We start from the raw sequence: 23,491 nt of genomic DNA on the forward strand, positions 1-23,491 counted from the left end.
ACAGAGAATGTCTTACAAAGTAAAACTTAGCGTATGGGAGTCAGTCCAGGAACAGCTGCAGCAATTCGTTCAGGAAGCGCTGCCCGAGCAATGTCGGGGCAATGCGCTCAGGGCTTACGTCCAATAAGCCTTTTTGAACAGCTTGTTGCAGGGTATGGGCAATGCTTTCCAGAGGCAATCCGGTACGTAGTTCAAACAGTGGGGGTTCGAAACCGTCGGTGAGCCGCAAGGCGTTCATCATGAACTCGAAGGCCAGCTCATCCTTGGCAATCTGCCATTGGTGTTCCATGGCATTGCTTCGAACCGTATGTTCCAGGTAGCGCTTGGGGTGCTTGTGGCGGCTTTCGCGCGTGATGCGGTCGTGAAAGCTCAGTTTGCTGTGCGCGCCAGCCCCGATGCCCAGGTAGTCGCCAAACAGCCAGTAGTTACGGTTATGGCGGCATTGCTTGCCATGCTGCGCAAACGCCGAGGTTTCGTAGTGTCCGTAGCCATGCTGACCGAGCAGGTCTTCGATCGCTTCTTGCATGGCGGCGCTGGTGTCGTCGTCCGGCAATGCAGGCGGGGTGCGGTGGAACGGCGTGTTTGGCTCCAGTGTCAGGTGGTAGAACGACAGGTGCGCGGGCCCGAGGTCGCAGGCGCGTTGCGCGTCGGCCAGCGCATGTTCCAGGCTTTGCCCTGGTAGGGCGTACATGACGTCCAGGTTGACGGAGTCAAAGGTCTGCAGCGCCAGCTCGGCGGCCGCCACGGCCTGGTTTTCATCATGGATGCGCCCGAGTTTTTGCAGGTAGGCGCTGTCGAAGCTCTGGATGCCGAGCGAGAGCCGATTGACGCCCGCAGCACTGTATCCACGGAAATGCGCGGCGTCCACGGTGCCGGGATTGGCCTCCAGCGTGATCTCGCAATCCACACTCAATGGCACGAGGGCGCGCACATTGCTCAGGATGCGGTCGATCGCCTCGGGCGAGAACAGGCTGGGCGTGCCGCCGCCGAAGAAAATGCTGTGCATGCGCCGTCCCCAGACGCGCGGCACCGATTGCTCCAGATCGGCGACCAATGCATCGACATAGGCAGCCTCGGGAATCTCGCTGCGCGACTCATGCGAGTTGAAGTCGCAGTAAGGGCACTTGCGGACACACCAGGGAATATGGATGTAAAGCGAGAGCGGCGGGGGCTGGGTGGGAGCGGATGTGGATGTTTCCCCTGGCTCTGCCAGCCAGGGAGTGTCGCTAATCGCCTTGATTTCGATGGGTGGGCTGATAGGGGTTCACCAGTTCGTCAATTAGGCGGTGCAATGCTTCTCGCATCTGCGATTCGGAGACTTCCATCAACAGGCCGTCCTCCAGCGCATCCTGGGCAATCTGCTTGAGTTCGTCGAAGTTCTCGGTCATGACCTTGACCTTTTCCGTGCAGGAAACGACGCTGCCGTCGTCACGCAACCATTTGGGCCAGTTTCCGCTCATCAGGCCAGCCTTTCCAGTTGCTGTACCAGCTTGGTCAGTGCGTGGCCGCGGTGGCTGATGCGGTTCTTGATCTCGCTAGGCAGCTCCGCCGCGGTCTGGCCAGTCTTGGCGTCCAGGAACAGCGGGTCGTAGCCGAAACCGCCGTCGCCGCGCGGTGCAGTGAGGATTTCTCCCTGCCAGGCGCCTTCCGCGATCAATGGCTGCGGGTCGTCCGTATGGCGCACCAGCACCATGACGCAATAGTAATAAGCATGGCGGTCTTGCAGGCCCTCCAGGCTTTGCAGCAGCTTCTGGTTGTTGCGCTCGTCGGACTTGGGCTCACCGGCATAGCGTGCGGAATAGACGCCCGGCGCGCCTTGCAGCGCGTTGACGCAGATGCCCGAGTCGTCGGCCAGCGCCGGTAGGCCGGTATGGCGGCTGGCATGGCGTGCCTTGGCCAACGCATTCTCGATGAAGGTCACGAACGGTTCTTCCGCTTCCGGCACATTGAACGCGGATTGCGGCAGTACCTCGATAGAAAGCGGCGCGAGCAAGGCCTGGATTTCCCTCAGCTTGCCCTGGTTGCCGCTGGCGATCACCAGTTTCTGGAAAGGCATGCCCATGCTTACAGCCCCAGCGCCTCTTTCTGCTTGAGCAAGAGGGTGCGGATGCCGCTTTCGGCCAGTTCCAGCATGCGGTTCATGGCCTCGCGCTGGAACGGCTCGCCTTCCGCGGTGCCCTGGATTTCGACAAAGCCGCCGCTGCCGGTCATGACCACGTTCATGTCGGTATCGCAGGCGGAATCCTCGATGTAATCCAGGTCCAGCACCGGAGTACTCTGGTAGACGCCAACGGAAATGGCGGCCACCGCGTCGCGCAAGGGTGATGCCTGGATCAGCCCTTTGTTCAATAGGAAGTCGACAGCGTCATGCAGCGCCACGTAGGCGCCGGTAATGCTGGCGGTGCGCGTGCCGCCGTCGGCCTGGATCACATCGCAATCGATATGGATGGTCCGTTCGCCCAGCTTCTCGAGGTCGATGACGGCGCGCAGGCTGCGGCCGATCAGGCGCTGGATTTCCTGCGTGCGGCCCGACTGCTTGCCCCGTGCCGCCTCGCGGTCCATGCGGCTGCCGGTGGAGCGGGGCAGCATGCCGTATTCCGCGGTGGTCCAGCCCTGGTTCTTGCCGCGCAGGAAGGGCGGTACTTTATCTTCGACGCTGGCGGTACACAGCACATGGGTGTCGCCGAACTTGACCAGCACAGACCCTTCCGCATGCTTGGTGTAACGGCGGATGATCTCGACTTCGCGTAGCTGGTCTGGGGCGCGATTGCTGGGACGCATGATGTTTCCTGAATTTGCAAAGTGCATATTATATGCGATGACCATGACAAGCGTGATGATTACCGCGGCCTGGCGTGGTTTTGTCCCGTGGAATCAATGCCTGCTGCGCTTGATGGCGGCGTTGATCTCCGCGATGGCGCGCTCAATGTCTTCTTCATCCAGGTCGGCGGCCGTTGCCGCGGCACTGTTTTCCGCGGATTCTGCCAACCCGAGGATCGTATGGGACTGGGCCAATGACATCTCGAGCGTGGAAATCGTCAACGGCTGTTCGGCCTTGCTTTCCCATTGCACGCCGATGGCGCTCAGGTTGTCCATGTTCTTGCCTCCCAGCCGCTCGGCAGCATCCAGCAGGCTGGGTACGCTGTGGGCGATGCCGAGGCCGCTGTTGAGGATGTCCTGCATGCGTTCGTCGCTGAGCTGGGCCCATAAGCCGTCGCTGCACAGCAGGATCTGATCCCCCGCCTCCAGCGGATAAGGCGGGCTGATTTCTATGCTCGGGGTCAACTCGCTGCCCAGGCAGTTGTATATCTTGTTGCGGTCGGGGTGTTGCAGCATGGATTTTGCATCCAGCTTGCCCTGTTTCAACATCAGCTGGACGATGGAATGGTCCTCGGTACGGAATAGCCGCTTGCCGTTGCGGAAATGATAGAGGCGCGAGTCGCCCACGTGGGCGCAGTAGAGTGTGTTGTGCTGCAGGATGCCCACTACCAGCGTGGTCTTGGGCGTTTCCGGCAGTCCGCGGTTTTCTGCCAGCTGGTGGATGGCCTCATGCAGTTTCATGATCTCGGCTTGCAGGAATTCTACTACGTCGGGCAGGTCCGGCTGGGCCGCCTGCTGGAATGCGCCGGTGAGCATCTTGACCGCGAGCTGTGCCGCGACTTCACCATGATGATGGCCGCCCATGCCATCGGCAAGCGCCAGCAACACGGCGTTTTTGCTGTAGGAGTAGGCAACCCGGTCCTGGTTGACCGGGCGTCCTCCACTACGGCTGCTCTGGTGTATGGTAAATTTCATCCTGGTTTAGTGAGTGCTCAATATCTTTCAATCCTGGGTGAATAGCGAGGTGATCTTGTTCAGCCAGCCGTGGCGCGCGGGCAGCGGCACCGCTTCCAGCAACGATTTCTGCAAGGCAAACACGCTGGGCGGCCGGTCCATGTGGTCCAAGGCCATGCAGTTGTCGATGATCTGCAGCAGGTTACGCGAGTACCTTCCCTTGCCCAGCCTGACTGCAGGCACCAGCTGGTCCTTCCTCACGCGCTGGTCCGCCGCTTGCGGCGCGGCCTGGAGCAGGCAGGCGTACATGCTGGCGCCTATGCTGTAGACATCGCTCCATGGGCCGAGTTGCTTGCGGTCGCCATATTGCTCGGGCGAGGCGAATCCGGGGGTATAGCTTGGCGGCAGCGCGTTGGAGGCTTCGTTGAGCGCCATGCGGGCGGAGCCGAAATCCAGCAATACTGGGGAGCCGTCCAGGCGGATATAGATGTTAGCTGGCTTGATGTCGAGGTGCAGCAGCTTTTGCGCATGCACCTCGCGCAGGCCGTTGAGCAGCTGGCTGAACACGCTGCGCAGCATGGTTTCCGGCAAGGGCGTGTCGCGCGCCAGCACGTATTCCTGCAGGGATTTGCCGCGTTCGTAGCGCATCACCATGTAGACGGTGTCATTGGCGCGGAAGAAGTTCTGCACGCGTACGATGTTCTTGTGCTCGATATTGGCCAGCGCCCGGCCTTCCTCGAAAAAGCATTTCAATCCGAAACGGAATCCTGCGGCGGCTTCATTGGTCGGAATGCGTACCTGGTCGCCTTCCTTACGCAGCGCGAGCATGTTGGGAAGGTATTCCTTGATGGCGACGGTGGTGTCGTTTTCCAGGTCGCGTGCTATGTAGACGAAGCTGAATCCACCGGCACTGAGAAGCTTTTTGATTTCGTATCCCTGCAGTTCGTAGCCTGGCGGCAGGGCAAGATTCTGGTTGGCGTGCATGTGCTGGTGAGTGATGGGCGGCAAGGGTAAAACCTATAATTTGCAGGCTATTCTGTCATGAAACGCTCCGGATTTGATACCATGGGCCAAATTTAATCGGGAATTTCCATCAACATGATTTTCAGCATGACGGGTTATGCCTCGCTGGAGCAGGAGGTGAGCCATGGCGTTCTGGTGCTCGAACTGCGATCGGTCAATCATCGCTACCTCGAGTTGCAGCTCAAGCTGGATGACAATGTGCGCATGTTCGAACCGCAGGTGCGCGAACTGATCAACCAGCGCCTCAAGCGCGGCAAGGTGGAGTGCCGCATCAGCCTGGCCCATCGCGCCTCTGAACAGCGGCAGGTGCAGCTGGACGACACGGTGTTGCAGCAGCTGGCGCAGATGACCGTCAGCGTGCAACGCCACTTCCCGGAAAGCCGCCCCTTGAGCGTGGCGGACATCCTGCGCTGGCCAGGGGTGATATCGGGAGAAGGCGCGGATCACGAGGCCTTGGCAGCCGCCATTCGCGACAGCCTGCTGAAGCTGGTGCAGCAGATGACGGAAGCACGGGCGCGCGAAGGCATCAAACTCAAGGCCATCATCCTCGACCGCCTGGCGGAAATGGAAGGCCTGGTCGCCAGGGTGTGTCCCTTGCTGCCCGAGCAGGTGAAGATCTATCAGGAGCGCCTGTACGGCAAACTGCAGGAAGCGCTGGGTTCGGTGGATGACGAGCGTATCCGCCAGGAACTCACCATCTTCGCCCAGCGGATTGATGTGGATGAGGAGTTGAGCCGCCTGGGCGCGCATATCGACGAAGTGAAGCGTATTCTCGAAGCAGGCAGTCCGGCAGGCAAGCAGTTGGATTTCCTCATGCAGGAACTGAACCGCGAAGCCAATACCCTGGCTTCCAAGTCTGTTTCCACCGAAGTGTCGCAAGTCGCCATGGCGCTCAAGCTACTGATCGAGCAAATGCGCGAGCAAGTGCAGAACATAGAGTAGCCGTCCGATTGTCCTGGCGCAGGCTGCTGCCTGGCCGCGAACCTCATTGATCCGGAACTTAAGCAATGCGCGATTTCAGATATTCCTTTTTCGTCACTTTCCTCTGCCTTGGGCTGGCCGCGCTCTGGGGCTATGAAATCAAGGGCGGGGTGTCCGGCATTTGGCCTGCGCTGAGCGTGGCGCTGATCCTCGGCATCATGGAAATCAGCCTGTCTTTCGACAATGCCGTGGTGAACGCCTCCATCCTCAAGGAGATGGACGAAAAATGGCGGCATATCTTCCTCACCGTGGGCATCCTGATTGCCGTGTTCGGCGTACGACTGCTGTTCCCCTTGCTGCTGGTGGCGGCGGCCACCAACCAGGGGCTGCTCGAGGTGGCCGATATGGCGATCAATAACCCGGTGCTGTATGCCGATTACTTAGACGACGGGCATAACGCGATTGCGGCATTCGGCGGTTCCTTCTTGTTCCTGGTGTTCCTGAGCTTCCTGCTGGACCCGGAGAAGGAATTGCACTGGCTGGGCCGCCTGGAAGCGGCATTCGGCAGGCTGGGTAGCCTGGAGTCCATCAAGATCATCGTCATCCTGCTGATCCTGCTGGGCTTGCAGAACTTCCTGCCCATTTCGCAGGCAGAGCGCCTGACCATCCTGCTGGCAGGGTTGAGCGGGGTGGTGCTGTATGTGGTGATCGACAGCCTGAGCGGGTTTTTCTCCTCGCAGGCCGAGGGCGACGCCTTCGCCAAGACCGCGAAGCGCAACGGGGCGATGGGTTTTCTTTACCTGGAAATTCTCGACGCCTCGTTCTCGTTCGACGGCGTGATTGGCGCGTTTGCGATTACGCGCGACGTGGTGATCATCATGCTGGGCCTGACCATAGGTGCGATGTTCGTGCGTTCCATGACCGTGCGCCTGGTGTACAAGGGCACGCTCGACAACTATGTTTACCTGGAGCACGGCGCCCACTATGCGATCGGGGTGCTCGGGCTGATCATGTTCTATACCATCTACCGGCCAGTGCCTGAGGTGGTGACCGGCCTCATCGGCGTGGTGTTCATCATGGCGGCCTTGTTGTCATCCATCTTCTACAGGCGCAGACTGGCGCATCGGGTCTGATTTTTTAAGTTTGCACGACGGAACAACCACGCTATGAAAGGCAACCTATTCATCATTACCGCCCCATCGGGCGCCGGCAAAACCTCGCTGGTGCGCGCGCTGCTGGACGGTGACGAGCATATCAAGCTCTCTGTCTCCCATACCACGCGCCAGCCGCGGCCGGGCGAGGAGGATGGCGTGCATTACCACTTCGTCGAGGAAGCCAGGTTCGTGGAACTGCTCAACCACGGCGACTTCCTCGAAAGCGCGCAAGTGCACGGCGCTTATTACGGCACATCGCAGTCGACGGTGAATTCCGTATTGGCGGAAGGGTACGACCTGATCCTGGAAATCGACTGGCAGGGCGCGCAGCAGGTGCGCAGCCAGTATGCCGAAGCCATCAGCATCTTCATCCTTCCGCCTTCGATGGAGGCCCTGGAGCAGCGCCTGAACAACCGCGCGCAGGATAGCGCGGAGGTGATTGTGCGCAGGCTTGCTGCGGCGCGGGACGAGATGCGCCACGTGGCGGAATTCGACTATGTTACAATCAACGACAGATTCGAACATGCGCTGGAAGACCTGCGGGCCATTATCCGCAGCCAGAGATTGCGGCGTGACAAGCAATTGCTGCGCTACCAGGATGTGGTGCAGAAACTGCTCTAGCCGTCTTCCGGCCCATGTAAATGTACATGACAAAATTCAGGAGATATTCGTAACATGGCACGTATTACCGTTGATGATTGTCTGGAAAAGATACCCAACCGTTTCCAGTTGACCCTTGTCGCCGCCTACCGCGCACGCCAGCTCGCCAATGGCTCGGAGCCGCTCGTGAACGCGCACGGCAGCAAGGATAAGCCCACCGTGCTGGCGCTGCGTGAAATCGCGGCTGCCAAGGTAGGCCTGGAAGTGCTTAATCGCGGACACGCCTGATCGCACACCCTTGCAGTGAATGCTAGCTGGTGATGCAGCCGGGATCATGCCAATGCACGGTCCCGGGTTGGCGACTATGTAGAATTGAGTAATTACTGGAATTTATGCCCAAGACCGCAGCCAAAAGACCAGCCGAACCAGTTTCACCCTTACCTTTGCTGCCAGCGGACAGCGAAGACTCCCAACTCACCCTGCGCCTGCGGGAATACCTCAAGCAAGACGACATAGACCATATCTGGGATGCCTACCGTTTCAGCGCTGCTGCGCATGAAGGGCAGGTGCGCCGCAGCGGCGAGCCCTATGTGATTCACCCGGTCAGCGTGGCCGGCATCCTGGCCGAACTGCATCTCGATCCTCCGACCTTGATCGCGGCCTTGCTGCACGACGTGGTGGAGGATACCGGCGTCACCAAGCAGCAAATCGGCGAGAAATTCGGCAAACAGGTGGCCGAGCTGGTGGACGGATTGTCCAAGCTCGACAAGATCGAATTCCAGAGCGCGACCCAGGCGCAGGCGGAGAATTTCCGCAAAATGCTGCTGGCGATGTCGCAGGACGTGCGCGTGATCCTGGTTAAGCTTGCCGACCGCTTGCACAACATGAGCACGCTCGATGTCATGAAGCCGGAGAAGCAGCGGCGCATCGCGCGTGAAACGCTGGATATCTATGCGCCGATCGCCAACCGGCTCGGGCTCAACGAGATTTACCAGACGCTGGAAGACCTGAGCTTCAAGTACCTCTACCCGATGCGCCACCGCGTGATTTCCAAGGCGGTCATGGCGGCGCGCGGCAACCGCAAGGAAGTGGTCGGCAAGATCCTCGACGCCATCAACCAGCGCCTGAAGGACCAGCATATCGATGCCGAGGTGACTGGGCGCGAAAAGCACCTTTACAGCATCTACAAGAAAATGACGGGCAAGACCGTCACCTTTTCGCAGATCTACGATATCTACGGCTTCCGCGTCATCGTGCGCGACCTGCCGACCTGTTACGCCGCGCTAGGCGTGCTGCACGGGCTATACAAGCCGATTCCCGGCAAGTTCAAGGACTATATCGCTATCCCCAAGGCCAACGGCTACCAGTCGTTGCATACGACGTTGTTCGGCCCGTTCGGCACGCCGATCGAAATCCAGATCCGCAGCCGCGAAATGCACAACATTGCCGATGCGGGGGTTGCCGCGCACTGGCTCTACAAGACCACGGATGCCCACCTGACGGCCTTGCAGCAGCAAACGCACCAATGGCTGCAGCGCCTGCTGGACATCCAGAGCGAGAGCACCGACTCGCTCGAGTTTCTCGAACATTTCAAGGTCGACCTGTTCCCGGACGAGGTCTACGTCTTCACGCCCAAGGGCACCATCATGGCATTGCCCAAGGGGGCCACCGCCGTCGATTTCGCCTATGCCGTGCATACCGACATCGGCAACCGCTGCGTGGCGGTGAAGATCAACCAGGAGCTCGCCCCCTTGCGTACCGAGTTGCACAACGGCGACCATGTCGAGATCATCACCGCCGCCCATGCGCACCCCAACCCCGCATGGCTCAATTACGTGCTGACCGGCAAGGCGCGCGCCCATATCCGGCACTACCTCAAATCCATGCAGTCCACCGAGTCGGCACTGCTGGGGGAACGCATGCTCAACCAGGCGCTGCGCGCCTTGCATGCAAATCCCATCACGATTGACGATCCTGCTTGGCAGCGCCTGGTGCGGGATTATGGCGCGAAGAGCAAGGACGAAATCCTCGCGGATATCGGCATGGGCAAGCGCCTGAACGTCATGGTGGCACACCAGTTGATGGCGCAGGCAGGGCAGCAGGAAGCCGTGGCGGAGCAGCAGAAGGTGCCTGCCAAGGTGCTGGACACCATCACCATCCGCGGCTCCGAGGGCATGGCGGTGCAGTTCGCGCAATGCTGCCGCCCCATTCCCGGCGATCCCATCCTGGGCTTCATCAACAAGGACAAGGGATTGGTTATCCATACGCACGACTGCCCGGCAATACGCAAATTCCGCCTCGATCCCGACAAGTGGCTGGACGTGGAATGGGACCCGCAGGGGCACAGGCTGTACAAGGTCAGCCTCAAGCTGGTGGTGGCGAACCGTCGCGGCATGCTGGCGAAGATTGCTTCCGGCATTGCCGAGGCTGGCTCGAATATCGACAATGTCAGCATGGAAGAGGCGGACAACAGCACCTACACCAACATGAACTTCACCGTGCAGGTGGAGAACCGCGTGCACCTGGCCGAGCTGATGCGGCGCCTGCGCAAGATTCCGGATGTGGTGCGCATCAACCGCGTCAAGGGTTCCGGAGCCGAGCAGCGGATTCAGTAGCGTCACTTTTCAACCAATAATACTTCAACCAATCGAGTTTTCAGGAGAGATACATGGCCAAGCAAATCATCCATACCGATGGCGCCCCCCAGGCGATCGGCACCTATTCCCAAGCAGTCAAGGTCAACGGAAGCACCGTCTACCTGTCCGGCCAGATCGGCCTTGACCCTGCGACCATGGAGTTGGTGGATGGCATCGAGGCGCAAGTCCACCGCGTATTCAAGAACCTCAAGGCCGTGGCGGAAGCCGCCGGCGGCTCGCTCGCTGACGTGGTCAAGCTCAATATCTTCCTGACCGACCTTTCCCACTTTGCGCTGGTGAACACCATCATGGCGGAATATTTCACCCAGCCTTATCCTGCCCGCGCAGCGGTCGGCGTGGCGCAGCTGCCGCGCAACGCGCTGGTGGAAGCCGATGGCGTGCTGGAGATTGGCGCCTAGCACGACGACTTTCCCGGCGTGTTGCATTGCTTGCGCTTGTATCGAGTGCCCAGCAATGCCGCCAGGGTCGCTTGACCGATTTTCCTGCCGGCTCATGACATATTGAGCGACTCAGCCAGGATCAATAACTTCCCAGGATCATGGCGTCAAAACTACCTGCCAACAGCAAGCTCGACGGCATTAAAGGCATGACCCCTGCGTTGCAGGGGCGTCTTGCCAAGCTTGGCATCCTCAATTGCCAGGGCCTGCTGCTGCACATGCCCCTGCGCTACCTCGACGAAACCCGCATCACGGCGATCCGTGACCTGCATACCGGCGAACAGGCCCAGGTGCAGGGCGAGATCGTGCATGCCGAGGTGCAATACCGTCCGCGAAAAGCACTGATTTGCCGGTTGCGCGACGACACGGGGCAGCTGGTGCTGCGTTTCCTGAATTTCTACCCCAGCCAGGTCGCCAGCCTGAAGGAAGGGCGGCATATCCGCGCCTTCGGCGAAGTGCGCGGCGGCTTCTTCGGCTGGGAAATGGTGCATCCGCAGTGCAAACAGGTGGAAGAGGATGCGCCGGTTGCCGAGGCATTGACGCCGTTTTACCCTACCACGGCAGGCTTGAGCCAGGCCGCGTTGCGCAAATGGATATCCTGGGCATTGGAGCAGGTGGATACCGCGGAAATCCTGCCGCAGGAGATATACCGCGGACTTTCCTTGCCGGGATTCGCGGAAAGCCTGCACCTCCTGCACCATCCGGCACCAGAGGCGGCGCTGCGCAGCCTGGAATCCCGCGACCATCCTGCATGGCGGCGGCTGGCCTTTGATGAATTGCTCGCGCAGCAGCTTTCCATGCGCAAGCATCACGCACGCCGCAGGCACCAGGGCGCGCCTGCACTGCCGCCGTCCCGCACCTTGGTCACCGCCTTGCTGCGCAGCCTGCCGTTCGCCCTGACCCAGGCCCAGCAGCGCGTTGCCGTGGAGATTGGCCGCGACCTGGAACAGCCGCACCCCATGCAGCGCTTGTTGCAGGGCGATGTCGGCAGCGGCAAGACCATCGTTGCCGCGATGGCGGCGTTGCAGGCGATTGAAAACGGCTGGCAGGCAGCCATCATGGCGCCGACGGAAATCCTCGCTGAGCAGCATTACCAGAAGATGCAGGCCTGGCTGGCGCCTTTGGGCATACAGGTGGCTTGGCTGTCCGGCAGCCAGGGCAAGAAGGAGCGGCGCGAGATGATGGCTGCTGTGGAGCACGGCGAAGCGCAACTCGTGATCGGCACCCATGCCTTGTTCCAGGATCAGGTGATATTCCAGCGGCTGGCGCTCGCCATCGTCGACGAGCAGCACCGCTTTGGCGTGCAGCAGCGCCTGTCATTGCGGCAGAAAGGCGTGCAGCCGCATCAACTCATGATGAGCGCCACGCCGATTCCGCGCACCTTGTCCATGAGCTACTTTGCCGACCTCGATGTGTCGGTGATCGACGAGCTTCCGCCCGGGCGTATGCCCATCGTGACCCGGCTGGTATCCGATGCCAGGCGGGACGAAGTGCTGGAGCGCGTGCAGCATGCCTGCATGGAGGGGCGGCAGGCTTATTGGGTCTGCCCCTTGATCGAGGAGTCCGAGGCATTGCAATTGCAGACCGTGACCGAAACCTACGAGAGCTTGCGCGAGACTTTCCCGCAGTTGCGGGTGGGGTTGGTGCATGGCCGCATGAAGCCTGCCGAGAAACAGGTGGTGATGGCCACGTTCAGCGCAGGCGAAACCCAGCTGCTGGTGGCGACTACCGTGATCGAGGTGGGCGTGGATGTACCCAATGCCAGTCTGATGGTGATCGAGCATGCCGAGCGCATGGGCCTGGCACAATTGCACCAATTGCGCGGCCGTGTCGGGCGCGGCGCTGCCAAGAGCAGCTGCATCCTGCTCTACCAAGACGGCAAGCTCTCGGAAACGGCGCGCGCGCGCCTGAAAATCATCTACGAGTCCAGCGATGGCTTCGCCATCGCCCAGGCTGACCTCGCATTGCGCGGGCCGGGAGAGTTCATGGGCGTACGACAGAGCGGGGTGCCCATGCTGAAGATCGCCGACCTGGAGCGGGACCAGGACTTGCTGGAAGCCGCGCGCGAGATCGCGGCAGGATTGCTGGAGAAAGCGCCGCAGGCGGCAGACGCCCACTTGGCACGCTGGCTCGGCCATGCGGAAGAATTGGTCAAAGTCTGAGATAATCGGCCGGTGAAAGTCTTTGCCCATTTCCCGCAGATGCGAGACCGCTGGCTCAAGCAGGCCGTAGGTTCTCGGCATTACCGTCCCTGGCTCGCCGAGCGCGGTTCGCTGACCCTGCGCTTGCAGCAGCATAGCAGGCAGTTTGCGGTGCAGCCCTTGCGCCTGGCCAGGAAAAAGCCGCCTTTTGCCGAGGCGCAATTATTGCAGGCGCTGCCTCGACGGCATACCTTGCTGCGTGACGTCATATTGCGTTGCGACGGCGAAGCGGTGGTGTTTGCGCACAGCCTCTTGCCCAAGCAGGCCATGCGGGGCGCCTGGCGCGGACTGGGCCACCTGGGAGCGCACTCGCTCGGCAGCGCCTTGTTTGCGGATCCACGCATGTGCCGAGGCGCATTGCAGTACAAGAAACTTTCATCCCGGCATTTTCTCTACCGCCTGGCAGCTGCGTACATTCCCTCGATTCGCGGCCCGGTATGGGCGAGGCGCTCGGTCTTCAGGCTGGAGAAGAAGGCGGTGCTGGTTACAGAGTTGTTCCTGCCCGCCGTGCTGAAATTGCGTGTGGTAACTGAATAGGGCCGTCTGTTTAAAATGAAAAACCTGCCCATTAAGCAAAAGCTCGAAGCCTATTACCGCCTGACCCGGCTGGATAAGCCCATCGGCATCCTGTTGCTGCTCTGGCCCACCTTGTGGGGCATATGGCTGGCAAGCCCGGGCTGGCCTGACGGCCTGGTATTGTTCGTATTCATTGCCGGTACTGTGTTGATGCGTTCGGCGGGCTGCGTCATGAACGACCTGGCCGACCGCAATTTCGACGGCCATGTGGAGCGCACCCGCCAGCGCCCGCTGGTGACCGGCGACGTAAGCGCGAAGGAAGCCGTTTTGCTGGCAATGGCATTGAGCCTGGCCGCATTTGTCCTGGTGCTGCAGCTCAACACCCTGGTGGTGGCCTTGTCTTTCCCGGCTTTGTTCCTGGCCGCCAGCTACCCTCTGACCAAGCGCTTCCTCTCCATCCCGCAGGCTTATCTTGGCATTGCTTTCGGCTTCGGCATCCCGATGGCGTTTGCGGCCGTCACTGGCCAGTTGCCGCTGGAAGCCTGGATATTGCTGCTTGCCAACGTGTTCTGGGCGGTGGCCTATGACACCGAATATGCCATGGTGGACCGCAACGACGACCTCAAGATCGGCATCAGATCCTCGGCCATTTTCTTCGGCAGGCTGGACATCTTCGCCGTCATGGCATGCTACGGCGTTTTCCTGGTGTTGATGGCCTGGACGGGAGTGCGCCTTCAGCAATCCTGGCCGTATTTTGCCGGGCTGGCGGCCGCGGCGCTCATCGCCCTGTATCATTATGCGTTGATCCGCGGACGTGATCGCACGTCCTGTTTCAAGGCGTTCCTGCACAACAATTGGCTTGGCGCCGCGATCTTCGCCGGGGTGCTGGCAAGCGATTATCTTTAAGCATGCATTTTAAGTGTCTATGAAGATTGAAAAATCTAGCTCGGAAATGTTTGACAAAGCGTAAGGGCTTGACATACAATCCGCCTCTTAATTTTTTCAGCGAATATTGGTTTGTCCGATGAAGACCTTTTCTGCAAAAGCGCATGAAGTAAAGCGCGACTGGTTCGTAGTTGATGCTACGGATTTGGTGCTGGGCCGTTTGGCGAGTGAAATTGCGCACCGCCTGCGTGGCAAGCATAAGACTATTTACACACCGCACGTGGATACGGGCGATTATATCGTTGTGATCAATGCCGACAAGATCAAGGTAACCGGCAACAAGGCGCTGGACAAGAAGTACCACCGCCACAGTGGTTACCCAGGCGGTATCTCCACAACAACTTTTGGCAAGATGCAAGAGCGTTTCCCAGGCCGCGCCCTGGAAAAGGCTGTCAAGGGTATGCTGCCTAAGGGCCCGCTGGGTTATGCGATGTTCCGCAAGCTCAAGGTCTACGCTGGCGAAAAGCATGACCATGTTGCACAACAGCCGCAACCATTGGTAATCCAAAGTCAAGCGTAAGGATAAGCAGCGATGATTGGTAAATATAACTACGGTACTGGCCGCCGCAAGAGTTCGGTAGCTCGTGTCTTCTTGAAGTCCGGTAGCGGTAACATCGTTGTTAACGACAAGCCTGCTGACGAATATTTCTCCCGCGTAACTTCACGCATGATCCTGCGCCAGCCATTGGCTCTGACCGAAAACGAAGCCAGCTTCGACATTCTGGTCAACGTGACTGGCGGCGGCGAGTCCGGCCAAGCCGGTGCAGTGCGCCACGGTATCACCCGTGCGCTGATCGATTACGATGCTGCTCTGAAGAGCTCCCTGTCCAAGGCAGGTTTCGTAACGCGTGATGCACGTGAAGTTGAGCGTAAGAAGGTCGGCCTCCGCAAGGCGCGCCGCCGTAAGCAATTCTCCAAGCGCTAAGCTTTACTGTTGTCGTATTATCAAAAAAGCCGCACTTGTTGCGGCTTTTTGTTTTGGCGGTTTTCAAAATGCTTTGGGGTTTTGTTACTATAGATTTTCTGTGGATATGCCCTGCGGCATACGGAAGGTAAGTTCAGGTGATGCAAAGCAAAAAGATAAAAGTTGGCATTGTCGGTGGTACAGGGTATACCGGCGTTGAGTTGTTGCGCTTGTTGGCCTTGCATCCGCATGTGGAATTGAACGTTATTACTTCGCGCGGCGAAGCCGGGCTGCCGGTTGCCGATATGTTCCCCAGCCTGCGTGGGCGCGTAGGCCTTGTCTTCACCGATCCTGCCCAGGCCGACCTGTCACAGTGCGACGTGGTGTTCTTTGCTACGCCGCATGGCGTGGCCATGAGCCAGGCGCAAGCGCTGGTGGCGGCAGGAGTGAAGGTGATCGATCTCGCAGCGGACTTCCGGCTGCAGGATACGGCGGTATTCGAGAAATGGTACAAGCTGCCGCACGGCTGTCCGGATATCCTGGCTGATGCCGTATATGGCATTCCTGAGCTGTATCGTGAAAAAGTGCGTTCCGCCCAGGTGATCGGCAATCCCGGATGCTATCCGACGACCGTATTGCTGGGACTAGCGCCGCTGCTGGAGAAAGGATTGATTGATTTATCCGTCCCCATCGTCTCGGACTCCAAATCGGGCGTTTCCGGCGCCGGCAGAAAAGCGGAGGTCGCCACTTTGTTTGCGGAAGCCAGCGACAACATGAAAGCCTATGGCGTCGCCGGCCACAGGCACCATTCTGAGATTCTTGCGCAATTGCAGCAGTTGGCCGACACCTCGCTGCAATTTATTTTTGTGCCCCACCTGGTCCCGCTGATTCGTGGCATGCTGTCCACCATCTACGTCAAGCTGTCAGACCAGGGGCTGAAGACTGACATTCAGGCCTTGTATGAGGCGCGATACCAGCACGAGCCGTTCGTGGATGTCCTGCCTCCAGGCAGTTTGCCGGAAACGCGTACGGTTCGCGGTGGCAACCAGTTGCGCCTGGCATTGCACCCGCAGCCGGAAAGCGGCTACCTGACGGTGATCGCGGTGCAGGATAACCTGGTCAAAGGGGCGGCGGGACAAGCGGTGCAAAATATGAACATCATGTTCGGGCTTGATGAACGGGCAGGGCTGGAAATCGTGCCTTTGCTGCCTTGATTGACCGATGAAACGCATCTCGCGCCGCGTCAAGCGTCACTTCCATAAGCCGACCAAGCCGGTGACGGTTAAATCCCATCGTGCTTGGTATTGGCAATTACTGGGAATCATAGTTCTGGTCGTGATTGGCTATGCGCTTGCTTACTGGCGGCTGAGCACGACAGGCACGCTGGCGTTGACGCTCGAGTCCGAACCCACCAGGAAGGAGCTCATGAGCCGGACTGTCCTGGCAGAGCGGCAGCTACAAGTGCAGCGGGCGGCGCAAGAAAAGCTCGCGCATGATTTCGAACAGGTGCAGGACGAGCTGATGAAGCTGAAAGAGGACTTGGCTTTCTATAAAAGCATGCAGAACGGCGATTCCGCCGCCAAGAATGTGAAACTCACGCGCTTGTTTGTGGAAAAAGCCAAGGAGCCCGGCCATTATCAATACCACCTGGTGCTCTCTCAACAAGGCAACGCCAGCAAGCCGGTACAAGGCAATCTGAGCTTTATCCTGCAAGGCAGGAACCAGCAAGGCCAGCCGGTCAAGCTTCCGCTGCTCCTGCAGCCTGCCAACAGCAACCAGGCAAAAGTGAATTTCCGCTATTATCAGCGCCTAGACGGCAGTTTCGCGCTGCCGGAAGACGTCACGGCTGAGGAATTGGAACTCAGCTTCCTTGAAACGGGGGCTAAACAGCCCAATATCAGTCAAAAGGTGGAGTTGCCTGGATAACGCTGGCCACCCTCCTGAATAAAGGTATACGCATGTTCTTGAAGAGCAAGAATAAACCCCAAAGCCGTATTGATACCTTGGTCAGTACCGATACGCGCATTGAAGGCAACATTACATTCAGCGGTGGTTTGCGCGTGGATGGCCAGATCAAGGGCGATGTAAGCGAGCTGCCCGGCACCCCCAGTACGCTGGTATTGAGCGAACAGGGCCGCATTGAAGGGGCGGTGACCGTGGCGCGGATAGTATTGAATGGCGAGGTGCGCGGCCCGGTGCGCTCAAGCCACTATCTTGAACTGCTCGCCAAATCCAGGATTACCGGTGACGTGCATTACAAATCATTGGAAATCCATACCGGCGCCATTATTGAGGGTCAGCTGGTGTATATCGGTGATGCTGCCAAGAAAGAAACTTCTCTCGTTCCAGAGGTCAAAGATTGACCGTGGGAGTTTCGAGCAGGATAATGAATTCAATTAGTTTAAGGAGTTACTAACCATGAACGCAGTGACGGAAGAAATCCCAAGCCCATTAATCTTTACCGATAATGCGGCGCGCAAGGTAAAGGAGTTAATCGATGAGGAAGGCTCGCCGGATCTCAAGCTGCGCGTGTTCGTGAGCGGTGGCGGTTGTTCTGGGTTCCAGTACGGCTTCACCTTTGAGGAAATCATCAATGAGGATGATACGACCGTCGATAAGGACGGTGTCACATTGCTGATTGATCCGATGAGCCTGCAATATCTGGTGGGTGCCGAGATCGACTATCAGGACAGCCTGCAAGGCTCCCAGTTCGTCATCCGCAATCCCAATGCCACAACGACTTGTGGTTGCGGATCGTCTTTTTCCGCTTAAGCAGGGCGTATGAAATAAAAAGGGGCCATTGGCCCCTTTTTATTTTGCCTATGCGGTTTTAACGCTGGCCTAGCGGAATAAAGTCGCGGCGCTCTGAGCCGGTATAAAGCTGGCGCGGACGGCCGATCTTGGAACCGGGATCGGACATCATCTCATTCCATTGGGCAACCCAGCCGACGGTACGCGCCAAGGCGAAGATGGCCGTGAACATGGAGTTCGGGATGCCCATCGCGCGCATGACGATACCGGAATAGAAATCCACATTCGGATAAAGCTGCCGGCTGACAAAATACTCGTCTTCTAGCGCAATCTTTTCCAGTTCCAGCGCAAGCTTGAACATAGGGTCGTCGTGCAGCCCAAGCTCATCGAGAACCTGGTGGCAGGTCTGGCGCATGATGGCGGCGCGCGGGTCCATGTTGCGGTAGACGCGGTGGCCGAAACCCATCAGACGGAACGAGTCGGTCTTGTCCTTGGCGCGCTTGATGTATTCCCCGATACGGCTCACGTCGCCGATTTCTTCCAGCATCTTCAGCGTGGCTTCGTTGGCGCCGCCGTGAGCAGGCCCCCATAGCGAGGCAATGCCTGCGGCGACGCAGGCGAACGGGTTGGCACCGCTGGAGCCGGCCAAGCGCACCGTGGAGGTCGAGGCATTCTGCTCATGGTCTGCATGCAAGATAAGGATGCGCTCGAATGCTTTTGCCAGCACAGGGTTGGGCTCGTAGTCTTCGCAGGGCGTGGCGAACATCATGTGCATGAAGTTTTCCGCATAGTTGAAACGGTTCTTCGGGTACATGAAAGGCTGGCCGATGTTGTACTTATAGCTCCAGGCGGCAATCGTGGGCACCTTGGCCAGCAGGCGGTGGGCCGCGAATTCGCGGTTCTTCGGGTCGCTGACATCGATCGCTTCATGATAGAAGGCGGACATGGAGCCGACCACGCCGACCATGACTGCCATCGGGTGAGCGTCGCGGCGGAAGCCGCGGAAGATGTGCGTGAGCTGGTCATGCACCATGCTATGGCGCGTAATGGTGTTGGTGAACTTAGCTTTCTGCTCGGCATCGGGCAATTCGCCATGCATCAACAGGTAGCAAACTTCCATGAAATCGGAGTGTTCGGCCAACTGCTCGATGGGATAGCCGCGGTAAAACAGCAAGCCTTTTTCACCGTCGATGTAAGTGATATTGGAATCACACGAAGCCGTCGACAGGAAGCCGGGGTCGTAGGTGAAATAGCCATGCTTGCCCAAGGAGCGGATGTCGATGACGCTGGGTCCCAGCTTGCCCGGCAGAATAGGCAGTTCGATTGGCGCGGAACCATCATCGAAAGTAAGGGTGACTTTGCTTGGTTTCATAATTCTGGAGTCAAGATGGTTGATTGGTTACAAATTAAGCAGCATAAACTGCGCCAAGTATTCGCGGGCCGCGTGCGCCGGTCACGGCGGGCAGGTTGCCAGGCAGCCCATGTAATGTCTGTTGCGCCAGCCAGGCAAAAGCGGCCGCCTCTACGGCATTGGCCGCTAGGCCAAGCGAATTGCTCAGCTCAATGACCACAGGTGGCAGCAGTTGCCGCAATCGCTGCATCAAAGCGCTATTATAAGCGCCGCCGCCGCATACATACAGCTCATCGACACTACCACAATACTGTGTTACTGCCATGGCAATTGACATGGCGGTTAGCTCCAAAAGCGTGCGTTGCACATCTTGCGGTGAGTATTTGTCCTTTATCTGGTGCAATAGTTGCTCGAGCCAGGCCAGGTTGAACGTATCGCGCCCCGTACTCTTGGGCGGCTGCATGGCGAAAAAAGGATCGGCCAGCATGGATTTCAGCAAGCCTGGAATGATGGAGCCGCTGGCTGCCCAGGCCCCATCCACATCGTAATCCTTGCCCTGATGCTTGTTGATCCAGGCATCCATGAGCATATTGCCAGGCCCGGTATCAAAACCGGTGATGGCATTTCCTGACGCAGGCAGGTTGGTGAGATTGGCAATGCCGCCGATATTGAGCACCACCCGGTGTTTTCCGGGAGAGGAAAACATCGCGGCATGGAAGGCAGGTACCAGTGGGGCGCCATGTCCGCCTGCCGCAATGTCGCGGCTGCGGAAATCGGCGACGACGTTGATCCCGGTCAGTTCGGCCAGCAATGCCGGGTTGCCTATCTGCAAGGTAAAGCCCAATTCAGGGCGGTGACGTATGGTTTGCCCGTGGCAGCCGATCGCGCGTACTGCGCTCGGCTCAATAGAAGCCTGCTGCAAGAGCGCTGCTATATTCTTGGCGTATAACTCGGAAAGCTGGTTGCCGACCAGCGCTGTTGATTCGAGCTCATTGTGGCCCGGATCATGCAATGCCAACAATTGCCGTTTCAGCGCTGCGGGATAAGGTGTGAATTGCTGTTGTATGACCTGGCAATGCTGCTGCTCCAGCCTAACGATCACGCTGTCGGCACCATCCAGGCTGGTGCCCGACATCAAGCCAATGAAAAGCTCGGACTGCACTAGTCAAGCGAAGCGACGGTGCTTGCACTCAACAGTTGCAATTGGGCGCTCAGGTTGGCACTGTGCGCGAGGAAATCTGTCCGGTATTGAGGGGAAAGTGGCTGCGCCGCAGGCAGGGCTACCTTGAGAGGGTCCCTATGCACGCCGTTGAGCAGGAATTCGTAATGCAGGTGAGGGCCGGTCGCCATGCCGGTCATGCCCACATGGCCGATGATGTCGCCCTGGGATACCTTCATGCCGTTACGCAAGCCTGGCGCGAAGCGGGAAAGGTGGCCGTATACTGTAGTCACGCCGCCGCTGTGCTGCAAGTAGATGACGTTGCCGTAACCGCCCTTGACGCCGACAAACTGCACCACGCCGTCAGCAGGTGCCTTGATGCGGGTGCCGATCGGCGCGGCAAGGTCCACGCCCTTGTGAGCGCGCATTTTCTGCAGGATAGGATGGAAACGGCCCAAGGTGAAACCGGAACTGATGCGGGTGAATTCCAGCGGGGAGCGCAGGAATGACTTATGCAGGCTCTTGCCTTCAGGGGTGTAGTAGGCGACCTTGCCCTCAGGATTGCGGTACATGACCGCCTTGTATGTCTTGCCCTGGTTGGTGAATTCAGCTGCCAGCACCTGGCCGGTATTGACCAGGTTGCCGTTGTTGTACTTGGCTTCGTAGATCACGACGAAACGGTCGCCTTTGCGCAAGTCGCTGTGGAAGTCGATATCAGAAGAGAAAATTTCCGCCATCTGGATGGCGACGGAATCCGGGATATCGGCCGCATCGGTTGCGGCGAAAAGCGAGCTTCTGATTTCAGCGGTTTTCAATACGTTGTGGACTTCTAGTACAGGCTCGCCGGTTTTGGCCTGGTAGCCCGAGTCGGTGCGTTCTACGGTCAGGGTGGAAGTGGGGCTGAGCTGATATTGCAGCTTGAGCAATTCACCATTGGCATTGACTTGCGCCTGGATGGCGCGCCCAGGCCGGAGCTGGGATGCCAGTGCGCTGGCGTCGGGACTTCTGCGCAAGAATTCCAGCGCTTCGCTGTTTTGCACATTCAACCTGGACATCAGGCTGGCAAGTGTGTCATCGCGGCGCACCTGGTCGGCTTGCCAGTAGTTTTCGCTTTCGAGGTTCTCTGAAACAAACGGCGTGGAAATCTCAGGCAATGCGATATCCTCCACGATAGTGGAGATCGCAACATCTTGCGTAGAGGTTTGTGGCGCGATACCGAAAGCGGTAATGATGCCGAACAGCGGCAGGCTTGAAATGGCGAGCAACCAACGCAGGCGTAGCTTACGTTCTTTTAATGCTGGGTTTTGCGTTAAAATAACTTCCTTTTGGCTCTGCTCAGTTTGCTGCACTGGTCGCTACCTCATTACTGTGACAAATCAACGATGAGGCATGCTAACAGAAAAATTCTGCATGGTGAAGGCAAAAAAGCATTCTAAATCACGGTTATTTCTAAAGATATGGCAAATTTAAATGACAGTTTGGCGTTGATCAAGCGCGGTATTGATGACCTGATCGGCGAGCAGGAATTAATCGACAAGCTTAAAACCGGGCAGCCGTTAAAGGTAAAGGCGGGTTTTGACCCGACTGCGCCCGATTTGCACTTGGGGCATGCGGTATTGATCAACAAGCTGCGCCAATTCCAGGATCTGGGCCACAAAGTGCTGTTCCTGATCGGCGATTTCACCGGCATGATCGGCGACCCAACCGGCAAGAGCGCAACCCGCCCGCCGTTGAGCGCCGAGCAGGTGCAGATCAATGCGCAAACTTACCAGGAACAAGTATTCAAGATACTCAAGCCTGAGCAAACGGAAGTGGTCTTCAATTCAAGCTGGATCAATGAGCTTGGCGCCGCAGGCATGCTCAAGCTCGCGGCAACGCATACCGTGGCCCGCATGCTGGAGCGGGATGACTTCGAAAAGCGCTACAAGAGCAATCAGCCGATTGCCATTCACGAGTTCCTTTATCCCTTGTTGCAAGGTTACGACTCCGTAGCCTTGAACGCGGATATCGAACTTGGCGGCACCGACCAGCGCTTCAACTTATTAATGGGGCGCGAACTGCAAAAGCATTTTGGCCAGGCGCCGCAGTCCGTATTGACGGTCCCGCTGCTGGAAGGCCTGGACGGCGTCAACAAGATGTCCAAGTCCCTGGGCAACTATATAGGTATCGCCGAACCCGCCAATACTATATTTAGTAAATTGATGTCGGTTTCGGATGAGCTGATGTGGCGGTATATCACTTTATTGTCATTTGAATCGATAGCGACCATCGAGCAATGGCGCGCTTCCGTGGCGGCTGGCGAGAACCCGCGAAACATCAAGGTGCGTTTCGCGCAGGAAATCGTCGCGCGATTCCATAGCAAGCAGGCCGCAATTGATGCGCTGGCGGATTTCGAGTTGCGCTCGAAAGGTGGCATTCCCGAAGATGTGCCGGAAGTGAACGTGGTGATCCAGGAACCATCGATCGCGATAGGTCCTTTATTAAAGCAGGCCGGACTGGTTGCCAGCACGTCAGAGGCTTTCCGCATGATAGAGCAGGGCGGCGTGAAGCTGGATAGCGAGAAGGTGACGGACCGCGCATTGCAAATCAGCGTGGGTTCGGTAGTGGTGGCGCAAGTGGGCAAGCGTAAGTTTGCGCGTATCATGATTAGCAAGTAAGTCGCGCCTAGATAGTCCCAAATGTAATTATTTTGTAACAGTGGCAAAAAGGGCTTGACCAAAATCCTGGGCTACGTAAAATGCGCACCTCGCTTGAACGGCGGGGCTCGCAGGAGAGTTTGAGGAAATGAAAATTCTCCTTGACCGATTACAAAAGGTCTGTAAAATGCGCGGCTCGCTTGAGAAAGCGAAGCGCAGTTAAGCAGTTTGAAATTAGTTTCAAAAATAGCTTGACCGGTTCGAAAGAAACTGTAAAATGCGCGGCTCGCTGAAAGAGGCGGTGCGGAGAAGGCGGTAGCGAAATTGATTGAGTAAATAAATTTCGAAACTAGCTTGACCTGGTTTAAAAGGTCTGTATAATGCGCCCTCTCGCTGAATTCGAAACGAATCGGCGGCGAGTAAAAAGAAGTAACCTGCTCTTTAACAAAACGAACAACCGAT

26 protein-coding genes are annotated in these 23,491 nt (G+C 58.2%); 16 read left to right on the forward strand and 10 right to left on the reverse strand.

The features are described from left to right. Window positions 1–40: 40 nt before the first annotated feature. The 6 genes from hemW to ACJSDX_RS03665 all read right to left on the reverse strand — a co-directional run bounded on the left by hemW (window position 41) and on the right by ACJSDX_RS03665 (window position 4,758). A complete protein-coding gene (hemW, locus tag ACJSDX_RS03640; protein ID WP_407993561.1) occupies window positions 41–1,231 on the reverse strand; it encodes a radical SAM family heme chaperone HemW in 1,191 nt (396 codons plus the stop codon). Continuing rightward, a complete protein-coding gene (locus ACJSDX_RS03645; protein ID WP_407993523.1) occupies window positions 1,227–1,460 on the reverse strand; it encodes a hypothetical protein in 234 nt (77 codons plus the stop codon). Before ACJSDX_RS03645 ends, hemW begins: the two co-directional genes overlap by 5 nt. Further along, complete coding sequence (gene rdgB, locus ACJSDX_RS03650; protein WP_407993524.1) at window positions 1,460–2,062, reverse strand: RdgB/HAM1 family non-canonical purine NTP pyrophosphatase; 603 nt, start codon at window positions 2,060–2,062, stop codon at window positions 1,460–1,462. The genes ACJSDX_RS03645 and rdgB overlap by 1 nt, the downstream gene beginning before the upstream one ends. 2 nt (window positions 2,063–2,064) lie before the next feature. Then, window positions 2,065–2,781 (reverse strand): ribonuclease PH, encoded by a 717-nt coding sequence (rph, locus tag ACJSDX_RS03655; RefSeq protein WP_407993525.1) that lies wholly within the window; start codon window positions 2,779–2,781, stop codon window positions 2,065–2,067. A gap of 93 nt (window positions 2,782–2,874) precedes the next feature. Further along, window positions 2,875–3,795 (reverse strand): PP2C family protein-serine/threonine phosphatase, encoded by a 921-nt coding sequence (locus ACJSDX_RS03660; RefSeq protein ID WP_407993526.1) that lies wholly within the window; start codon window positions 3,793–3,795, stop codon window positions 2,875–2,877. A 27-nt stretch (window positions 3,796–3,822) separates the two neighbouring features. Continuing rightward, window positions 3,823–4,758, reverse strand: coding sequence for a serine/threonine protein kinase (locus ACJSDX_RS03665; RefSeq protein WP_407993562.1), 936 nt, complete (start codon window positions 4,756–4,758; stop codon window positions 3,823–3,825). Between the two features lie 114 nt (window positions 4,759–4,872). Between ACJSDX_RS03665 and ACJSDX_RS03670 the strand changes: the two genes are divergently transcribed. From ACJSDX_RS03670 to erpA, 15 genes are all read left to right on the forward strand, one after another. Next, window positions 4,873–5,739 carry a YicC/YloC family endoribonuclease gene (locus tag ACJSDX_RS03670; RefSeq protein WP_407993527.1) on the forward strand — a complete coding sequence of 289 codons (867 nt, stop codon included), beginning with the start codon at window positions 4,873–4,875 and terminating at the stop codon, window positions 5,737–5,739. Window positions 5,740–5,804: 65 nt separating this feature from the next. Beyond that, window positions 5,805–6,851, forward strand: a complete 1,047-nt coding sequence (locus tag ACJSDX_RS03675) for a DUF475 domain-containing protein (protein ID WP_407993528.1) — start codon at window positions 5,805–5,807, stop codon at window positions 6,849–6,851. A 33-nt stretch (window positions 6,852–6,884) separates the two neighbouring features. Continuing rightward, on the forward strand, window positions 6,885–7,493 hold the full coding sequence (gene gmk / locus ACJSDX_RS03680) for a guanylate kinase (protein WP_407993529.1): 609 nt from the start codon (window positions 6,885–6,887) through the stop codon (window positions 7,491–7,493). A 54-nt stretch (window positions 7,494–7,547) separates the two neighbouring features. Further along, on the forward strand, window positions 7,548–7,760 hold the full coding sequence (gene rpoZ, locus ACJSDX_RS03685) for a DNA-directed RNA polymerase subunit omega (RefSeq protein ID WP_309566036.1): 213 nt from the start codon (window positions 7,548–7,550) through the stop codon (window positions 7,758–7,760). Between the two features lie 104 nt (window positions 7,761–7,864). Next, window positions 7,865–10,087 carry a RelA/SpoT family protein gene (locus tag ACJSDX_RS03690; protein ID WP_407993530.1) on the forward strand — a complete coding sequence of 741 codons (2,223 nt, stop codon included), beginning with the start codon at window positions 7,865–7,867 and terminating at the stop codon, window positions 10,085–10,087. Between the two features lie 53 nt (window positions 10,088–10,140). Beyond that, window positions 10,141–10,527: a deaminase RidA gene (gene ridA / locus ACJSDX_RS03695; protein ID WP_011478419.1), complete on the forward strand. Its 387-nt coding sequence runs from the start codon at window positions 10,141–10,143 to the stop codon at window positions 10,525–10,527. Between the two features lie 140 nt (window positions 10,528–10,667). Next, window positions 10,668–12,728 carry an ATP-dependent DNA helicase RecG gene (gene recG / locus ACJSDX_RS03700; protein ID WP_407993531.1) on the forward strand — a complete coding sequence of 687 codons (2,061 nt, stop codon included), beginning with the start codon at window positions 10,668–10,670 and terminating at the stop codon, window positions 12,726–12,728. 12 nt (window positions 12,729–12,740) lie between these two features. Next, window positions 12,741–13,304 carry a chorismate--pyruvate lyase family protein gene (locus ACJSDX_RS03705; RefSeq protein ID WP_407993532.1) on the forward strand — a complete coding sequence of 188 codons (564 nt, stop codon included), beginning with the start codon at window positions 12,741–12,743 and terminating at the stop codon, window positions 13,302–13,304. Between the two features lie 15 nt (window positions 13,305–13,319). Further along, window positions 13,320–14,189, forward strand: a complete 870-nt coding sequence (gene ubiA / locus ACJSDX_RS03710) for a 4-hydroxybenzoate octaprenyltransferase (RefSeq protein ID WP_407993533.1) — start codon at window positions 13,320–13,322, stop codon at window positions 14,187–14,189. A gap of 118 nt (window positions 14,190–14,307) precedes the next feature. Then, entirely contained in the window at window positions 14,308–14,748 is a 441-nt protein-coding gene (rplM, locus tag ACJSDX_RS03715; protein WP_025872981.1) for a 50S ribosomal protein L13, read from the forward strand. Between the two features lie 12 nt (window positions 14,749–14,760). Then, on the forward strand, window positions 14,761–15,153 hold the full coding sequence (gene rpsI, locus ACJSDX_RS03720) for a 30S ribosomal protein S9 (RefSeq protein WP_309566041.1): 393 nt from the start codon (window positions 14,761–14,763) through the stop codon (window positions 15,151–15,153). Window positions 15,154–15,293: 140 nt separating this feature from the next. Continuing rightward, complete coding sequence (argC, locus tag ACJSDX_RS03725; RefSeq protein ID WP_407993534.1) at window positions 15,294–16,346, forward strand: N-acetyl-gamma-glutamyl-phosphate reductase; 1,053 nt, start codon at window positions 15,294–15,296, stop codon at window positions 16,344–16,346. A 7-nt stretch (window positions 16,347–16,353) separates the two neighbouring features. Next, on the forward strand, window positions 16,354–17,058 hold the full coding sequence (locus ACJSDX_RS03730; RefSeq protein ID WP_407993535.1) for a DUF6776 family protein: 705 nt from the start codon (window positions 16,354–16,356) through the stop codon (window positions 17,056–17,058). A gap of 32 nt (window positions 17,059–17,090) precedes the next feature. Next, window positions 17,091–17,495 (forward strand): bactofilin family protein, encoded by a 405-nt coding sequence (locus tag ACJSDX_RS03735; protein ID WP_309566044.1) that lies wholly within the window; start codon window positions 17,091–17,093, stop codon window positions 17,493–17,495. Window positions 17,496–17,550: 55 nt separating this feature from the next. Then, on the forward strand, window positions 17,551–17,904 hold the full coding sequence (gene erpA / locus ACJSDX_RS03740; protein WP_309566045.1) for an iron-sulfur cluster insertion protein ErpA: 354 nt from the start codon (window positions 17,551–17,553) through the stop codon (window positions 17,902–17,904). Between the two features lie 58 nt (window positions 17,905–17,962). Here the strand turns inward: erpA and gltA are convergent, their stop codons facing one another. Genes gltA through ACJSDX_RS03755 form a run of 3 tightly spaced genes read right to left on the reverse strand, consistent with a single transcriptional unit; the run spans window position 17,963 to window position 21,742 of the window. Beyond that, entirely contained in the window at window positions 17,963–19,255 is a 1,293-nt protein-coding gene (gltA, locus tag ACJSDX_RS03745) for a citrate synthase (protein ID WP_407993536.1), read from the reverse strand. Between the two features lie 34 nt (window positions 19,256–19,289). Next, window positions 19,290–20,396 carry an anhydro-N-acetylmuramic acid kinase gene (locus ACJSDX_RS03750; RefSeq protein WP_407993537.1) on the reverse strand — a complete coding sequence of 369 codons (1,107 nt, stop codon included), beginning with the start codon at window positions 20,394–20,396 and terminating at the stop codon, window positions 19,290–19,292. Then, the gene (locus ACJSDX_RS03755; RefSeq protein WP_405029513.1) at window positions 20,396–21,742 is read right to left on the reverse strand and encodes a peptidoglycan DD-metalloendopeptidase family protein; all 1,347 of its coding nucleotides are present in this window, start codon (window positions 21,740–21,742) and stop codon (window positions 20,396–20,398) included. The genes ACJSDX_RS03750 and ACJSDX_RS03755 overlap by 1 nt, the downstream gene beginning before the upstream one ends. Window positions 21,743–21,850: 108 nt before the next feature. Between ACJSDX_RS03755 and tyrS the strand changes: the two genes are divergently transcribed. Beyond that, complete coding sequence (gene tyrS, locus ACJSDX_RS03760; RefSeq protein ID WP_407993538.1) at window positions 21,851–23,050, forward strand: tyrosine--tRNA ligase; 1,200 nt, start codon at window positions 21,851–21,853, stop codon at window positions 23,048–23,050. Between the two features lie 71 nt (window positions 23,051–23,121). Here the strand turns inward: tyrS and ACJSDX_RS03765 are convergent. Next, on the reverse strand, window positions 23,122–23,491 hold a 370-nt coding region (locus ACJSDX_RS03765; RefSeq protein ID WP_407993539.1), incomplete at its 5' end, for a hypothetical protein.

The organism is Methylobacillus draconifructus (genome assembly GCF_045984355.1).
Taxonomy (GTDB): domain Bacteria; phylum Pseudomonadota; class Gammaproteobacteria; order Burkholderiales; family Methylophilaceae; genus Methylobacillus; species Methylobacillus flagellatus_A.

What these genes read in the sequence shown, in the direction of transcription:
- ACJSDX_RS03645 (WP_407993523.1), bottom strand. Translation starts at nt 1,460, where the DNA reads ATGAGCGGAAACTGGCCCAAATGGTTGCGTGACGACGGCAGCGTCGTT.
- rdgB (WP_407993524.1), bottom strand. Translation starts at nt 2,062, where the DNA reads ATGGGCATGCCTTTCCAGAAACTGGTGATCGCCAGCGGCAACCAGGGC.
- rph (WP_407993525.1), bottom strand. Translation starts at nt 2,781, where the DNA reads ATGCGTCCCAGCAATCGCGCCCCAGACCAGCTACGCGAAGTCGAGATC.
- ACJSDX_RS03660 (WP_407993526.1), bottom strand. Translation starts at nt 3,795, where the DNA reads ATGAAATTTACCATACACCAGAGCAGCCGTAGTGGAGGACGCCCGGTC.
- ACJSDX_RS03665 (WP_407993562.1), bottom strand. Translation starts at nt 4,758, where the DNA reads ATGCACGCCAACCAGAATCTTGCCCTGCCGCCAGGCTACGAACTGCAG.
- ACJSDX_RS03670 (WP_407993527.1), top strand. Translation starts at nt 4,873, where the DNA reads ATGATTTTCAGCATGACGGGTTATGCCTCGCTGGAGCAGGAGGTGAGC.
- ACJSDX_RS03675 (WP_407993528.1), top strand. Translation starts at nt 5,805, where the DNA reads ATGCGCGATTTCAGATATTCCTTTTTCGTCACTTTCCTCTGCCTTGGG.
- gmk (WP_407993529.1), top strand. Translation starts at nt 6,885, where the DNA reads ATGAAAGGCAACCTATTCATCATTACCGCCCCATCGGGCGCCGGCAAA.
- rpoZ (WP_309566036.1), top strand. Translation starts at nt 7,548, where the DNA reads ATGGCACGTATTACCGTTGATGATTGTCTGGAAAAGATACCCAACCGT.
- ACJSDX_RS03690 (WP_407993530.1), top strand. Translation starts at nt 7,865, where the DNA reads ATGCCCAAGACCGCAGCCAAAAGACCAGCCGAACCAGTTTCACCCTTA.
- ridA (WP_011478419.1), top strand. Translation starts at nt 10,141, where the DNA reads ATGGCCAAGCAAATCATCCATACCGATGGCGCCCCCCAGGCGATCGGC.
- recG (WP_407993531.1), top strand. Translation starts at nt 10,668, where the DNA reads ATGGCGTCAAAACTACCTGCCAACAGCAAGCTCGACGGCATTAAAGGC.
- ubiA (WP_407993533.1), top strand. Translation starts at nt 13,320, where the DNA reads ATGAAAAACCTGCCCATTAAGCAAAAGCTCGAAGCCTATTACCGCCTG.
- rplM (WP_025872981.1), top strand. Translation starts at nt 14,308, where the DNA reads ATGAAGACCTTTTCTGCAAAAGCGCATGAAGTAAAGCGCGACTGGTTC.
- rpsI (WP_309566041.1), top strand. Translation starts at nt 14,761, where the DNA reads ATGATTGGTAAATATAACTACGGTACTGGCCGCCGCAAGAGTTCGGTA.
- argC (WP_407993534.1), top strand. Translation starts at nt 15,294, where the DNA reads ATGCAAAGCAAAAAGATAAAAGTTGGCATTGTCGGTGGTACAGGGTAT.
- ACJSDX_RS03730 (WP_407993535.1), top strand. Translation starts at nt 16,354, where the DNA reads ATGAAACGCATCTCGCGCCGCGTCAAGCGTCACTTCCATAAGCCGACC.
- ACJSDX_RS03735 (WP_309566044.1), top strand. Translation starts at nt 17,091, where the DNA reads ATGTTCTTGAAGAGCAAGAATAAACCCCAAAGCCGTATTGATACCTTG.
- erpA (WP_309566045.1), top strand. Translation starts at nt 17,551, where the DNA reads ATGAACGCAGTGACGGAAGAAATCCCAAGCCCATTAATCTTTACCGAT.
- gltA (WP_407993536.1), bottom strand. Translation starts at nt 19,255, where the DNA reads ATGAAACCAAGCAAAGTCACCCTTACTTTCGATGATGGTTCCGCGCCA.
- tyrS (WP_407993538.1), top strand. Translation starts at nt 21,851, where the DNA reads ATGGCAAATTTAAATGACAGTTTGGCGTTGATCAAGCGCGGTATTGAT.